The sequence below is a fragment of the Arthrobacter sp. B2060 genome (assembly GCF_059090445.1).
This window is the reverse complement of the sequence record NZ_JBNHFR010000003.1, coordinates 292,219-306,634: the sequence shown is the minus strand read 5'-3', so window position 1 is coordinate 306,634 and position 14,416 is coordinate 292,219. Positions and strand designations below refer to the sequence as shown.

Here is a 14,416-nt window from a genome sequence, read left to right as displayed (position 1 = left end):
GCCGCTACTTCTCCTTGCTGATCAGGAGTTCGTGGGCCCCCGCCTTCGCGGCCCCCATCGATTCCACCACGGCCTTGGTCCGCTGCCGGGTTTCGGCGTCAGCTGCTGGGCTTGCACAGACGCCCTGCGGTGCGTCGGATGCAACGGAACACCAGCGGTAGGGCGCGTTGACAATGACTGACGGTGCCCAGCCGAGGTCGGCCGCCGTCCATTTGCCCGCTGCATCCTGGCTGAACTGGGCACGGACCAGCAGACCTTCGTTGTTGACCGCATAGACCGGCGAGAGTTCCGTCACGCCGTTGCCCAGGCCGTAGACGATCCACGTTCCCTTGTACTTTTCAATCGGCAGCACCGAGTGCGTGTGGTGGCCGTAGATCATGGTGAACTGTCCGCTGTCCACCAGCGCGTGGGCCGTCTCCTGCTGCTGCACATTCGGGACACTGGCGTATTCGTCCCCCGCATGCATGACCCCGAGCACGATGTCCGCGCCGAGCTGCCGAGCCTTCTTCGCCTTGGCGATCATGGTCGGGGCGTCGAGCATGTCCACCTGCCAGTCCTGTTCCGGGATCTGGCCGTTCAGGCCGTACGTGCCCTGGATGACCGCGATGTCGGCGGCCGCCGTCGGCATGATTAGGATGCCGTTCGAATCCGCCTCGGTCCGGTAGGAGCCGGTGTGCTGCAGCCCGGAGGCGTCCAGCGCGTCCAGCGTCCGGACCAGGCCTGCCGTACCCTGGTCGATGGTGTGGTTGCTTGCTGTGGTGCATGCCTGGTATCCCACGGCCTTGGCTGCCGCGATGATCTGCGGCGGCACATTGAACGACGGGTACGCCGAGAACGGGCCCGCCGGGGCCGCCACGGGAGTCTCTTGGTGGCAAATGGCGAGGTCGCTCTGCTCGATATACCGCCGCTGGCCCTCCAGCAGCGGTCCGAAGTCCAGTCCCTTGGAACCCGCCGCCAAGGCATCCTGGCGGGCCTGCTCCCACAGCTGTGTGTGCACCAGCATGTCGCCGGTGACCACCACGGAGGTACAGCGGACAGCCCGGCATTCAGGCCCGGCACCGGGCGTCGGCGCCTGGCTGGGAACCGGGTTCTGGCTGGAGGTCGCGTCTTGGCTGGAAGCGGGTGCACCGGACGATTCCGTGGCCGGCGGAACTGACGCGCTGGGCGACGTACCCGGTGATCCCGCCGGCGCAGCAGCTGTTGCGCTGGCGCTCCCCTGCCCGGGGCCGCCGTCGGATCTGCCCTGGCCGTTGCCCTGCCCGGCAATGACTCCGCAGGACGCCAGCGCTGCAATGAGTGCCGCCGCCGCAAAGGCCCGGGCAGTGCGGCTGATCAGCATGGTGTATGTATTCCCCATATCCGCCATCCTACGGTGGCACACCATCCAAAAACGCGCACGCTGTCATTGTGAACGCCGCGCCTGCATGAAAGGGTTGCTTCATGACTAATCCCCTGCTGAGCCCGAGCGGATTGCCGTTCGGGCTGCCTCCCTTTGAGGCCATCGAGGACACCCACTACGCCGAGGCCGTGGACGCCGGCCTGGCCGAACACCTGGCCGAGATCCAGGCCATCGCAGGCAACCCCGACCCGGCGACGTTCGAGAACACCGCGCTGGCCATGGAACGCTCCGGCCGCCTGCTGCAGCGGGCTGCTTCGGCATTCTTCACCGTGGTATCGGCGGACGCTTCGGAGGCGATCCAGGATCTCGAAACGGAACTCGCGCCGCGATTCGCTGCCCATCAGGATGCCGTCTACCTCAACCGGGGCCTGTACGAACGCTTCGCCGCCATCGACATAGCAAACCTCGATGCCGAGTCCGTCCGGCTTGTCGAGGAGTACCTCAAGGAGTTCCGGCAGTCCGGGATCCAACTCGATGACGAAGGCCAGGAAAAGCTCAAGGAGCTGAATGCGGAATTGTCGCGCCTTGGCACGGAGTTCGGACAGCGCGTCAAGGATGCGATGAAGAGTGCCGCCCTGCTGTTGGACGACGCCGTGGATCTGGCGGGCCTGCCGGCCGACGACGTCGCCAGCGCAGCGGAAGCGGCCCGTGTGGCGGGCCACGAGGGAAAGTTCCTGCTCACGCTCATCCAGCCCAGCAACCAGCCCGCCCTCGCCGCGCTGGAGAACCGGGGCGTCCGCCGCCGTCTTTACGAGGCATCCATCGCCCGCGGCAGCAGCGGCGGGAGCCTTGACGTGCAGGACCTGGTCAAGTCCATGGTGCGGCTGCGCGCCGAGAAGGCCGCCCTGCTGGGCTTCGGCAACTTCGCCGAACTCGTGGTGGACCGGCAGACGGCCCCGGATTTCGAGGCGGTCCGGTCCATGCTCAACCGGCTGGCCCCGGCCGCTGTCCGGAACGCTGACACAGAGGCTGCGGCCCTGGCCGAGAGTGCCGGGCACCCGCTCGAGGCATGGGACTGGTCCTACTATTCCGCGAAGGTGCGCCGAGAACGCTATGCGGTGGATGAGCAGGCCATCAGGCCCTACTTTGAACTGGACCGGGTCCTCGTGGACGGAGTGTTCTTCGCTGCCACCTCGCTGTATGGCATCACGTTCCACGAGCGTCCGGATCTCTCCGGCTATCATGCCGATGTCCGCGTCTGGGAAGTGCGCGACGCCGACGGCTCCGGGCTGGGACTGTTCCTGGGGGACTATTACACGCGGGAATCCAAGCGCGGCGGAGCCTGGATGGATTCCCTGGTCGACCAGTCGGCCCTCCTGGGCACCCAGCCCGTGGTGATCAACAACCTCAACATCTCCAAGCCGCCGGCCGGTGAGCCCACGCTCCTGACCCTGGATGAGGTCCGCACCCTTTTCCACGAGTTCGGGCACGCCCTGCACGGGCTTTTTTCCGAGGTCACCTATCCGCGGTTTTCGGGCACCAACGTGCCCCGGGACTTCGTGGAGTATCCGTCGCAGGTCAACGAAATGTGGCTCATGTGGCCGGAGGTCCTGGCAAACTATGCCCGCCACCATGCCACGGGCGAACCGCTCCCCCAGGATGTTGTGGACCGGCTGAACGAGTCACGGCTGTGGGGCGAGGGTTTCGCGACCACCGAATACCTCGGCGCAGCGCTGCTAGACCTGGCGTGGCACGTGCTGGACGCCGGCAGCGTTCCGCAGGACGTGGTGGAGTTCGAGGCGAAGGCCCTGGCCGCGGCCGGCGTGGCGCACACGCTCATCCCGCCGCGGTACCGCACCGGCTACTTCCAGCACATCTTCGCGGGCGACTACTACGCCGCCGGCTACTACTCCTATATCTGGAGTGAAGTCCTTGACGCAGAGACCGTGGACTGGTTTGTCGAGAACGGAGGGCTCAACCGGAACAACGGGGACCGATTCCGCGCGGAGCTCCTCGCGCGTGGCAACAGCCGGGATCCGCTCGAGTCCTTCCGCACCTTCCGCGGCCGTGATGCCGCCCTTGAGCCGCTGCTGAAGCGCCGCGGCCTCGAGTAACCCAAGAAACAACGACGCCGGCCGGTCACCTCACAAGGTGACCGGCCGGCGTCGGATCTAAGCCTGGCGACAATGCCGCCTAACTCTCTCGGCTTAATAAGAGAGGGCGCCGAGGCTCAAGAAGCGGGGCGCCCAGCGCCACGCTCCTTGAGAAGCGCCCGAACGCTACCAGCCGCGCTCGGCGAGGCGGTGCGGCTGCGGGATCTCGTCCACGTTGATGCCGACCATGGCTTCGCCCAGGCCGCGGGAGGCCTTCGCGATGACGTCCGGGTCATCGAAGAAGGTGGTGGCCTTCACGACGGCGGCCGCGCGCTGGGCCGGGTTGCCGGACTTGAAGATGCCCGAGCCGACGAACACGCCGTCGGCGCCGAGCTGCATCATCATTGCGGCGTCGGCCGGGGTGGCGATGCCGCCGGCGGTGAAGAGCACCACGGGCAGCTTGCCGGTGGAGGCAACTTCCTTGACCAGTTCGTACGGTGCCTGCAGTTCCTTGGCCGCGACGTACAGCTCGTCCTCGGGCAGGGCCGCGAGCTTGAGGAGCTCGGCGCGGATCTGGCGCATATGCGTGGTGGCGTTGGAGACGTCGCCGGTGCCGGCCTCGCCCTTGGAGCGGATCATCGCCGCGCCCTCATTGATGCGGCGCAGCGCCTCACCGAGGTTGGTGGCACCACAGACGAAGGGAACGGTGAAGTTCCACTTGTCGATGTGGTTGGTGTAATCGGCCGGGGTCAGGACCTCGGACTCGTCGATGTAGTCCACGCCGAGGGACTGCAGGACCTGCGCCTCGACGAAGTGGCCGATCCGGGCCTTGGCCATGACCGGCACGGAGACGGCGTCGATGATCTTGTCGATCATGTCCGGATCGGACATGCGCGACACGCCGCCCTGGGCGCGGATGTCGGCCGGGACGCGCTCGAGCGCCATCACGGCAACGGCACCGGCGTCTTCGGCGATGCGGGCCTGTTCGACGTTGACGACGTCCATGATGACGCCGCCCTTGAGCATCTCTGCCATGCCGCGCTTGACGCGGTTGCTGCCCGTGACGCTGTTGGCGGACGAGCCGGCTTCGCTGCTTACATCAGGTGTAGACACAAAAACCCCTATGGGTAGATAGACGTTGCTGGATCCGGTCTCTCGACCCGGTGCAGACGGCACACAATGCCCCAATTCGCACACACCGGATTCCCGGATCCATGGACCAGGTAGTCCTAATACTAGTCCCACCGTGGCGGCGGGGCTTAATCAGGGTTGCGCTGTGTCCTGGGTGGCCTGGCGGCGGACCGCCAGCACGCGCTGCACCACGGTGACGAGGCTGGCACCGGCAAGCAGCACCAGGGTCACGAACAGCACGATGCTCGGCAGTCCCAGCCCGGTGAAGCCGGTAACGACGAGCAGCGAAACAAGGCGTTCGGCGCGTTCGGCGATGCCCACATTCGCCTGGAAGCCCAGGGACTCAGCCTTGGCCCTGACGTAGGACACCACCATGCCCAGGACCAGGCAGACGACGGCGGCGACGGCAATCGCGGTATCCCCTCCGCCGGTGAAAAACCAGATGGCCACGCCTGCGAACAATGCGCCGTCGGCCAGCCGGTCCAGGGTGGAGTCCAGGAAGTTGCCCCAGGCGCCTTCGCGGTCCTGCATCCTCGCCATGATGCCGTCGATGACATCGGAGAAGATGAAGGCGGTGATGAAAAGGGTCCCCCACCAGAGCTGCCCGAGCGGGTAGAACACGAGTGAGCCGATCACCACGCCGGCAGTGCCGACAATGGTGATGGCGTCCGGAGAGACACCCATTTTCAGCAGCCAGCGGGCAAGCGGGGAGAACAGCGCGGTGAAGAAACCGCGGGCATGCCTATTCAGCATGCGTCTCCCCCGGCCATGCTTCGGCCACCTGCTGGCGCACTTCGTCGAGTGTCTGCGTGATCGCCTTGGTCTGGGCGATGATGGGGAAGAAGTTTCCATCCCCGCCCCACCGCGGAACGATGTGCTGGTGCAGGTGCCCGGCAATCCCTGCCCCGCCCACCACGCCCTGGTTCATGCCCAGGTTGAATCCGCCAGGATTTGCCACCTTCCGCAGCACGCGCATGGCTGTCTGCGTGAGATCGGCGAATTCGGCGGTCTCCTCGACGGTCAGGTCCGTGTAGTCAGGAACGTGGCGGTACGGGCACACGAGCAGGTGGCCGGGGTTGTAGGGAAACAGGTTCAGCACCACGTAGCTGGTGCGGCCGCGGTACACGATCAGGGATTCCTCATCGGTGCGGGCCGGAGCAACGCAGAATGGGCAGTCGTCCTGGTTCTTGTACTGGTGCTGCCCGCCCTTGATATATGCCATGCGGTGCGGAGTCCAGAGGCGCTGGAAAGCGTCCGGAACGCCGGCGAGGCCAAAGTCGTCCGTCACCTCGGCGTCGCCGGAATAGCCTGCGCCTGTGTTCTCCTGCACGTGTGCCTCTCGTTCGCGGCTAGCTGGTCCGGTTGCGGACGGCGTCCACGATCCGCTGGACCGCCTCTGCCACCGGCACGCCGTTGTCCTGGCTGCCGTCGCGGAAACGGAACGACACCGCTCCCGCTTCGGCGTCCTCGCCGCCGGCGATCAGCACGAACGGGATCTTGTCCTTGCTGGCGGTGCGGATCTTCTTGGGGAAACGGTCCGAGGAGATGTCAACCTCGGCGCGGATCCCGGCGGCCTTCAGCTGGTCCACGACGTCGAACATGTAGTCGTTGAAGGTTTCCGCCACGGGGATGCCGACCACCTGGACGGGAGCCAGCCAGGCGGGGAAGGCTCCTGCATAGTGCTCGGTGAGCACGCCCATGAACCTTTCCACCGAGCCAAATAGCGCACGGTGAATCATGACCGGGCGCTGGCGTGTGCCGTCTGCAGCCTGGTACTCGAGTTCGAAGCGTTCCGGCAGGTTGAAGTCGAGCTGAATCGTGGACATCTGCCAGGTGCGGCCCAGCGCGTCCTTGGCCTGGACGGAGATCTTCGGGCCGTAGAACGCAGCTCCCCCGGGATCCGGGACCAGCTCCAGTCCGGACGCTTCGGCCACTTCGGCCAAGGTGCGGGTGGCTTCCTCCCAGGCGGTGTCGTCACCCACGAACTTGTCTTCGTTCTTGGTGGAAAGCTCCAGATAGAAATCGTCAAGGCCGTAGTCCTTGAGGAGGCCCAGGACGAAGTTCAGCGTGCCGGTGAGTTCGTCCTTCATCTGTTCGCGGGTGCAGTAGATGTGGGCGTCGTCCTGTGTCATGCCGCGGACCCGGGTCAGGCCATGCACCACACCGGACTTTTCATACCGGTAGACGGAACCGAATTCGAACAGGCGCAGGGGCAGCTCGCGGTACGAGCGGCCTCGGGAACGGAAGATGAGGTTGTGCATGGGGCAGTTCATCGGCTTCAGGTAGTAATCCTGGCCGGGCTTGCGCACGGTGCCGTCTTCGTTCAGTTCCGCGTCGATGTGCATCGCCGGGAACATGCCTTCCTTGTACCAGTCCAGGTGGCCGGAGACTTCGTAGAGGTGCCCCTTGGTGATGTGCGGGGTATAGACGAACTCATAGCCGGCATCCACGTGCCGCTGTCGCGAGTAGTCCTCCATGGCCTTGCGGATGATGCCGCCCTTCGGGTGGAACACCGGCAGGCCCGAGCCCAGCTCATCCGGGAAGGAGAATAGGTCCAGCTCGGCGCCGAGCTTGCGGTGGTCGCGCCGCTCGGCCTCGGCGATGCGCTCCTGGTAAGCCTTCAGTGCGTCCTTGGTGGGCCAGGCCGTGCCGTAGATGCGCTGCAGCTGCTGGTTGTTCTGGTTTCCGAGCCAGTAGGCGGCCGAGGAACGGGTCAGGGCGAAGGCGTTGGAGATCAGCTTGGTATTGGGCAGGTGCGGGCCGCGGCACAGGTCGCACCAGACGCTGTCACCGCTCTTGCGGTCAACATTGTCGTAGATGGTGATGTCGCCGGCGCCCACCTCGACGTTGACGCCTTCCCCGGCGTCGGCGGCGTCGTTCTTCTTGCCCAGCAGTTCCAGCTTGTAGGGCTCGTTCTTCATCGCCTCGCGGGCTTCATCCTCGGAAACGACGCGCCGCACGAACTTCTGGTTCTGGTTGACGATTTTGAGCATCATCTTTTCCAGCTGCCGGAGGTCTTCGGGGGTGAAGGGCTCCGCGACGTCGAAGTCGAAGTAGAAGCCGTCGGTGATGTACGGGCCGATGCCGAGCTTGGCGTCGGGGCGCAGCTGCTGCACGGCCTGGGCCATGACGTGGGCGGTGGAGTGGCGGAGGACGTTGAGGCCATCCGGGGAGTCGATGGTGACGCCTTGGACCTCGGCACCTTCGGGAAGCGGCTGGTCAAGGTCCTTCAGCTCGCCGTCAACGCGGGCCACAACGACGTCGCGGCGCTCAAAGAAGACTTCCGCGCCGGTGGTCCCGGTAGTCACCTTCATCTCTTCGCCATCGACGATGAGGGTGATCTGCTGGGCTTCTGACACGGGTGTCTCCTATTCAAAGTTAAGGCTTCGTAGCTTGTGGCATACGGGGACCACAGCCAGCCTCGTCAATCGTATCGGTTACGGCTGAGGCCAGCCAAAGCGGCACACGGGCAGGGCTGCGGTTCAGCCGCCCAGGCCGGTGATGGCCAGGTTCCTGCCGATCCCGCTCAACGGGCCAGGTGTCCGGAACTCGGCGGGGATGACGGCGCCGGTGGTGGGTTCCCCGCTCTCCGGTCCGCGCCCGGAGGGGGAATCCTTCGCAGGGAAGGGCAGGGTCTCAATCCTGCTCAGGTCCCAGGCCATGCTGGCGCTGAGGCTGATCCCCCGGGGGCCCGTCCGCCGGGTGGTTCCCCTGATGAGCAGCAGGCGGGTACCGAACAGCAGAGGTCCCGACTTCTCCTGGGCCTCATGGAAGAAGACAGAGTCAACGCAGCCGGTGCCGTCATCGATGCTGATGAACACCACCCTTTTGCCTCCGCGCATGGGCGGGGTCTGGGTGGCGATGCGGACTCCGGCCACCAGAACTTCAGTGCCGTTCCTCAGTCCGAGGAGCTTGTCGGCAGTGGTGACGCCCAGCCTGTCCAGCAGCGGACGGTGGCTGGACATCAGGTGCTCGCTGACGTCAACGGCCATGAGGTCAAGTTCTGCCCTGACATTCTCCACGACGGTGGGTGGCGGGAGCTCGCCCTTGACGTTCCTCAGTTCAATGTCTCCGAGGGGCAGAGCCAGCTGGCCCTCAACGACGTCGGGTGCTTTCCGGTGCTGGCTGTTCTGCAGGGTCTGCAGATGCTGGACCAGGTCCGCCCGGTTGGCCACTCCGCCGGATTCCCGGTGCAAGGAATCGAAGGCTCCCAGCTGGGCCAGCCTCTTGATGCTCGGTTTCGTCAGCCTGGACCGCGCCCTCAGGTCAGCCAGGGAGTCGAAGGGCTGTCCGGCCACTATCCGCTTCAGTTCGGCCCCGGAGAGCCCGAAGATGCCTTTCAGGCTCAGCCTGATGCCGAGTTTGCCCTGGTCCGGCCCCGAAACGATGCGCTCCACCCGGTACTCCGCGCCGCTGCGGTTAATGTCCAGCGGCAGGATGGGGATTCCCAGGCGGCGGGCTTCGGCGACAAGCAGGCGCTTGGGGTACATGCCCGGATCGTGCTCCCACAGTCCTGCGAGGAAGGCCTCCGGATGATGGGCTTTCAGCCAGGCCGACTGGTAGGTGGGCACGGCAAAGGCAGCGCCGTGGGCCTTGCAGAAGCCAAAGCTGGCGAAGGACTTCAAGGTCCCCCAGACCTTGTCAACGACGTCCGGCGAATACCCCTTGGCCTTTGCCCTGCGGCGGAAAAACTCCTCCACCTGGGATTCCATGACCTCGCTGCTCAACGCCCTGCGGAACTCGTCGGCTTTGGCCAGCCCGCAGCCAGTCATCACGTCAAAGGTCCTCAGGATCTGCTCGTGGAACACGGTGACACCGTGGGTTTCCTGCAGCACGGGTTTGAGATCCGGATGGGGATAGACTTCCGGCGCGAATCCGTGCCGGTGCTCGAGGAACGGCCGCACCATGTCGGATTTCATGGGCCCGGGACGGAACAGGGAAATGTCGATGATGAGATCGTTAAATTCCCTTGGCGCCATCTTGCCGACCAGTTCGCGCTGGCCCGGCGATTCGATCTGGAAACATCCCAGGGTGTGGGTGCTCCGGATGAGCTCGTAGGTGGGCTCATCATCCAGCGGCACCGCATTGAGGTCGATAAAGCCGTCCTCCCTGATGTAGTCCGGGCCCTTGCCGTCCGGACCCGCGGGGTGGGCGCCCGCAGCCACCACATCGGCTTTGGTGGGATGGATGCGGATGATCTCCCGGACGGCGAACGCCATGGCGCTTTGCATCCGGACTCCCAGCACGTCCAGTTTGAGCATTCCCATCGGATCCATGTCGTGCTTGTCGAACTGGCTCATGGGCAGCCCCAGCCCGCTGGGCTGCACGGGTGTTCTGTCCAGCAGGGTCGCGTCGCCAAGGATGACTCCGCAGGGGTGCATGGAGATGTGGCGGGGAAGCCTGTCCAGACGTTCGGTGAGGTCCACGAGCAGGTCCAGTTGCTGGTTGCCTGAAGCATCCCGCTGCTCCACCCGGTCAGCAAATTCACGGAGCTCGGGTTTTTCTTCCAGGGCTTCCCTGAACCTGCGGGCGGAAAATCGCCACAGCTGCTTGGCAATTTCTCCAATGTCGCCGTCGTCCATGCCCAAGGCCATCCCGGCGTCCCGCACGGCCCCCCGGGCACGGTAGCCGTTCTGCATACTCATGAGCGTCACACGCTCGGCGCCAAAACGGTCAAAGATCCTCCGGTAAACGTTGTGCCGCTCAGCGCTTTCGACGTCGATATCGATATCCGGAAGGGTGGACCTGTCCTGCGACAGGAAGCGTTCAAAAATAAGGTCATGCTGCAGCGGGTTCACCTGGCTGATATCGAGCAGGTAGTTCACCAGACTGGACGCTCCCGAGCCCCTGGCAGCGGCCCGCACGCCCATGTCCAGGATCATCCGCGATACCTCGGCCACCGTCAGAAAATAGGAGGCGAAGCCGAGGTTGGCGATGATCTTCAGTTCGTGATCCAGCCTGCTGCGCATTTCAGCCTCGGCCTTCCCGGAAATACCCGGAAAGCGGCGTGCCACACCGGCCTCGCACCTCAAGGCCAGTTCCGCCAGTGGGTCACCTTCGATGCCGATCACCGAAGTCTCCGGAACGACGGGCTGCTTCCAGCCCATGTCCGTGACGGGATCCATCCTGCAGCGGTCGGCGAGCGCCTCCGTTTGCGCGAGCAGGACCTGAAGATCCGCCACACCATACCCGGCAGCGTGAATAATTTCCTTGCCCAGCTGCAGCATCTGGTCAGGGGACTTCAGCCAGCCCTGCCCATTGGGCTGGAGCAGTGGCGCGGCCGAGAGTTCGGGCAGGGACTTCAGGGTCCGGGCTGAGTCGAGGACATCGGCCGTGGCGGCACCGTCCTCGGCACAATAACGGACTGCATTGGTGAGGACCGCCGGAACACTGTACTCCTGGGCGAGCTTGAGCATGCGGACGGCATGGGCGGTGCTGAGGGGCTCTCCCGGGGCGCTGAGATGCGAGACGACCTCCGCCACGACGCTTCCGGCCGGCAGGGAATCCAGCCAGCTCTTGAAGAGCGTGCGGGGCCGGAGGTAACGGCGCCCGCCCATGGCCCTTCCGACGTCGGAATCCGGCCCGATCAGCACGCTGAGCACGGGCTTCAGGGTGTGCGGGTCAAGAATCCTTGATGCCAGTTCCGCCCGGGTGACTGCAGCCGGCACCGTTCCCCCTGCCTTGCCCGTGGTGCGGGCATGGGCATCGGAAATCAACCGGCAGAGCGCCTTGTAGCCAGCCCCGTTGTTGTGGCCGTGCGCAAGCACCACGACGCGGCCGGAAAGCTGGGTGCGAAGATCTCCCTCGTCGTCGAAAACGGCGAGGTCCACCCCGACCACCGGGTCCAGGCCGGCAGCCATGCAGGCTTTCAGGTGCTTGACCGTTCCGTACAGGCCGTCCCTGTCTGTGCAGGCAAGGGCGGTTGCACCCTGGGCCGCCGCCGACTGGGCGAGTTCATCGGGCCAGGAAACGCCGTAGTGGGCGCTGAAGGCGGTTGAAACGTGCAGGTGGGTAAAGCTCATGCTGTCTTATGCCGGAGTGCGTCGTGGATCCGGAGCAGCCGCCAGCGTCCGCTGCCGGTATGCCGGACCAGATCGAGTGTCAGGTGTTCAGGGGCCGCAGGGGCCTCTTCGGACAGTGGGGGTTCCACGGGTGTTACCTGAACTCTCCAGATCTCGTGATCCACAAGTCCGGGCCCACTGCCCAGTGGAGCCCGCTGTTCCTCGGCCCACCACTGGCGGCGTTCATACCAGTGAACCGGCTCGGCGCAGACCGTGTACCTCCGCCCGCCCCACTGCAGTTCCACGGGCTGGCCTTCTGGTCCACAAGCAACGTCCACGGACTCGCTGAACATGCCCATAGGTGCCTCCGGAAACCAAGATGAAGGTGCTGCAGATGAAGGATGGTTCGAATATGTATTCGAATATCTACAGTCTACGCCTGGCCTCCGGCAAAACCTAGATGGGTGTGGACTGACAGCGGCTCAAGGGGCAGGATGGAGCCATGAGTTCCAATGACGCACTCCTGAAGCACGTAAGCATCGCCGCCAAAGACACCATCTTGGAGGCCAAATTTGATATTGACGGCAATATTCCAGGATCGGGCGCCTTCGTAGTGGGGCTCGTGGCAGCAACCCCGGACTATTCACATCAGCGAAGACTCGGAATTGAGTTCATGAACGGCGAGGCCGTGTCAATGTACTCGTTCAGCCATGACGGCACCGAGGAAAACTTTGACGTCAAGAGCGTCGAGCATTCGGGAAGCACCATAACGGGTAACTTCCCCATGAGCACGGTGCTTGGACTGGAGAAAGGCCACCTCATGTCAGCCTTCAGCGAGGCCGACGGACGGGAATTCCAGTCCGGCGTTCCGGTGGAAGAAGCCCTCTAGGCACCTAAGGAAGCAAAATACACGGGGCCAATTTCCCGCCGCCGCCCCGAAGTCCCGCCGGCAGCTCCTGCTGCCCGGTCAGTTGTTCTCGTTATGGATCTTCATCTCGAGCTCGATGAACTTCGAAATCATGGCCCGGTAGGTGGTTTCCACGATGTCCGGGTCGATTTCCTTTTTCTCGGCAGCGGCGCGGACATGTTCAATCACACGTTCCACGCGCCCGGGAGCCCGGACCTCGGCGTCATCGCCCTTCAGTGTTCCCGCGATCCTGATCAGACGTTCGCGGCGCGCAATCAGCGTGACGATCTGGTCATCAACCTCGTCCACGGCGATCCGGACAGCGGCGAGCTGTTCCCTGTCAGCCTGGGCGCTTTTATCGTCTCCGTGATTTGTGGGCATGTCCATGACAGTATCGAACCATGCAGCCCCGAGTCGATTTTATTTCCCTGGGAGTGCGAAGCGTGGCCGCCTCCCGCAGCTTCTACGTTGAGGGCCTCGGCTGGCCCGTCCACCGGGAATTCCCCGAAGTGGTCTTCATCCAGGCCAACCATGGCCTCATGTTCTCCCTCTGGGACGCCAGGCAGATGCAGGCCGAAGCCGCCGTGGATGCCCCCGCGTCCGTCCCGTGCATCACGCTCAGCCACAACATGAAAAGCGCTGCCGAAGTCGATGAGGTGATGGCCCAGGCGGAATCTGCCGGCGCAACTGTCGTGGCAAGCCCCAAGACCCAGCCGTGGGGAGGGTACACGGGTTACTTCGCCGATCCGGACGGTTTCAGGTGGGAGATCGCCTTCAACCCCACGTGGACAGTTGACGACGGCGGACGGGTCAGCCTGTGATGCGGCCCGCTAGAAGAGTGCTTCCACCGGCTCGATGAGTTCCGGCGAATTGTTCCTGACGTTGCCCACGGCCGGCCCTACCGAATCCACCCGCCAGCCCGCCGCCTCGTCCTGGACCCCGGAGCGGACGAGGTCCAGCAGCCCGGCTGCGTCGTCGACCTGCGGGTCGAGCCATGCCGCCATGGTGTCCCGGCTCATGGGCAGCGGGACACGGTCGTGAAGCGCGGTGAGCTCACCGAACACTGTGGATTCGGCACCCTCCGGCGGTGAATCCGCCGTCATGATCGACATGGAAAGCATCCAGCGGGCCGGGTCATCCTGCCCTTTGGAGGGGTCCTTCCACCACTCATAGAGGCCCGCGAAGACCATTCCCGGCCCCTCCTTGGGATGTACGTAGTACGGCTGTTTGCGTCGCCCTTCGCCCTGCTTCCATTCGTAATAGCCGTCTGCAAGCACTGCGCATCGCCGGGACTGCACGGCCTTGCGGAATGCAGGCTTCTCGAGCACCGTTTCGCTCCTGGCATTGATCATCTTCGGCCCGACGCCGGGGTCCTTGGCCCAGGACGGCACGAGTCCCCAGCGCGCTATATGGAGCTGGCGGACTGTGGCGCCGTCGATCAGCCGTTCCAGGACGATGGGCGCATCATCCGTGGGCGCAAGATTCCACGACGGCGGGATCTCCATTTCGTTCTCAAGTTCGGCGTCGTATTCGGCCAGCAGATCCCCGACCGCCCTGGCCATTACGTAACGTCCACACATGGCACCAGCATGCCATCGCAACACAAACGGGGGAATACCGGCTCACGGGTTACCGTTGACTGAACGAAACTGACAGGCACGAACCTATACCTGAGGAGCTCTCCGTGGACTTCACCCCCGAAGACGGCAGCATCACCATGTTTTCCACCACCTGGTGCGGTTACTGCAACCGGCTCAAGAAGCAGCTGGATGCCCAGGGAATCGGCTATACCGAGATCAACATCGAAGAGGTTGACGGCACGGCCGAACTTGTCGAGCAGATCAACGGCGGCAACCGCACCGTTCCCACCGTTCTGTTCCCGGATGGCACCGCCGCAACGAACCCTTCAGCCGCCGAGGTCAAGAGCCGGCTCGCGGCCTAGCGC

At 64.5% G+C, this 14,416-nt stretch carries 13 protein-coding genes; 4 read left to right on the top strand and 9 right to left on the bottom strand.

Going from position 1 to position 14,416, the window contains the following annotated elements; all coding sequences use genetic code 11:
* Window positions 1-4: 4 nt before the first annotated feature.
* Complete coding sequence (locus AC5RUM_RS08240) at window positions 5-1,357, bottom strand: CapA family protein (RefSeq protein ID WP_494034475.1); 1,353 nt, start codon at window positions 1,355-1,357, stop codon at window positions 5-7.
* An 83-nt stretch (window positions 1,358-1,440) separates the two neighbouring features.
* On the opposite strand from AC5RUM_RS08240, the gene AC5RUM_RS08235 reads away from it, so the two are divergent.
* Window positions 1,441-3,453 carry a M3 family metallopeptidase gene (locus AC5RUM_RS08235; protein WP_494034474.1) on the top strand — a complete coding sequence of 671 codons (2,013 nt, stop codon included), beginning with the start codon at window positions 1,441-1,443 and terminating at the stop codon, window positions 3,451-3,453.
* A 165-nt stretch (window positions 3,454-3,618) separates the two neighbouring features.
* Here AC5RUM_RS08235 and pdxS read toward each other — a convergent pair whose 3' ends face one another.
* The 6 genes from pdxS to AC5RUM_RS08205 all read right to left on the bottom strand — a co-directional run bounded on the left by pdxS (window position 3,619) and on the right by AC5RUM_RS08205 (window position 11,923).
* Window positions 3,619-4,545, bottom strand: a complete 927-nt coding sequence (pdxS, locus tag AC5RUM_RS08230; protein ID WP_400576050.1) for a pyridoxal 5'-phosphate synthase lyase subunit PdxS — start codon at window positions 4,543-4,545, stop codon at window positions 3,619-3,621.
* Window positions 4,546-4,695: 150 nt separating this feature from the next.
* Window positions 4,696-5,316: a phosphatidylinositol phosphate synthase gene (pgsA, locus tag AC5RUM_RS08225; protein ID WP_494034473.1), complete on the bottom strand. Its 621-nt coding sequence runs from the start codon at window positions 5,314-5,316 to the stop codon at window positions 4,696-4,698.
* Complete coding sequence (locus tag AC5RUM_RS08220; protein ID WP_494034472.1) at window positions 5,306-5,893, bottom strand: HIT family protein; 588 nt, start codon at window positions 5,891-5,893, stop codon at window positions 5,306-5,308. Before AC5RUM_RS08220 ends, pgsA begins: the two co-directional genes overlap by 11 nt.
* Before the next feature lie 19 nt (window positions 5,894-5,912).
* Entirely contained in the window at window positions 5,913-7,877 is a 1,965-nt protein-coding gene (gene thrS / locus AC5RUM_RS08215) for a threonine--tRNA ligase (RefSeq protein ID WP_494034572.1), read from the bottom strand.
* Window positions 7,878-8,045: 168 nt separating this feature from the next.
* Complete coding sequence (locus AC5RUM_RS08210) at window positions 8,046-11,585, bottom strand: DNA polymerase III subunit alpha (protein ID WP_494034471.1); 3,540 nt, start codon at window positions 11,583-11,585, stop codon at window positions 8,046-8,048.
* Window positions 11,582-11,923, bottom strand: a complete 342-nt coding sequence (locus tag AC5RUM_RS08205) for a DUF6504 family protein (protein ID WP_494034470.1) — start codon at window positions 11,921-11,923, stop codon at window positions 11,582-11,584. Before AC5RUM_RS08205 ends, AC5RUM_RS08210 begins: the two co-directional genes overlap by 4 nt.
* A gap of 143 nt (window positions 11,924-12,066) precedes the next feature.
* On the opposite strand from AC5RUM_RS08205, the gene AC5RUM_RS08200 reads away from it, so the two are divergent.
* The gene (locus tag AC5RUM_RS08200) at window positions 12,067-12,453 is read left to right on the top strand and encodes a hypothetical protein (RefSeq protein ID WP_400576040.1); all 387 of its coding nucleotides are present in this window, start codon (window positions 12,067-12,069) and stop codon (window positions 12,451-12,453) included.
* Window positions 12,454-12,531: 78 nt separating this feature from the next.
* On the opposite strand, the gene AC5RUM_RS08195 is transcribed toward AC5RUM_RS08200, so the two are convergent.
* Window positions 12,532-12,858 carry a chorismate mutase gene (locus AC5RUM_RS08195; RefSeq protein WP_400576038.1) on the bottom strand — a complete coding sequence of 109 codons (327 nt, stop codon included), beginning with the start codon at window positions 12,856-12,858 and terminating at the stop codon, window positions 12,532-12,534.
* Window positions 12,859-12,872: 14 nt separating this feature from the next.
* Between AC5RUM_RS08195 and AC5RUM_RS08190 the strand changes: the two genes are divergently transcribed.
* Window positions 12,873-13,292, top strand: coding sequence for a VOC family protein (locus AC5RUM_RS08190; protein WP_494034469.1), 420 nt, complete (start codon window positions 12,873-12,875; stop codon window positions 13,290-13,292).
* A 9-nt stretch (window positions 13,293-13,301) separates the two neighbouring features.
* On the opposite strand, the gene AC5RUM_RS08185 is transcribed toward AC5RUM_RS08190, so the two are convergent.
* The gene (locus AC5RUM_RS08185) at window positions 13,302-14,051 is read right to left on the bottom strand and encodes an SOS response-associated peptidase (protein ID WP_494034468.1); all 750 of its coding nucleotides are present in this window, start codon (window positions 14,049-14,051) and stop codon (window positions 13,302-13,304) included.
* Window positions 14,052-14,155: 104 nt separating this feature from the next.
* Here AC5RUM_RS08185 and AC5RUM_RS08180 point away from each other — a divergent pair, with 104 nt between their 5' ends.
* A complete protein-coding gene (locus tag AC5RUM_RS08180; RefSeq protein ID WP_494034467.1) occupies window positions 14,156-14,413 on the top strand; it encodes a mycoredoxin in 258 nt (85 codons plus the stop codon).
* Window positions 14,414-14,416 lie beyond the last annotated feature (3 nt).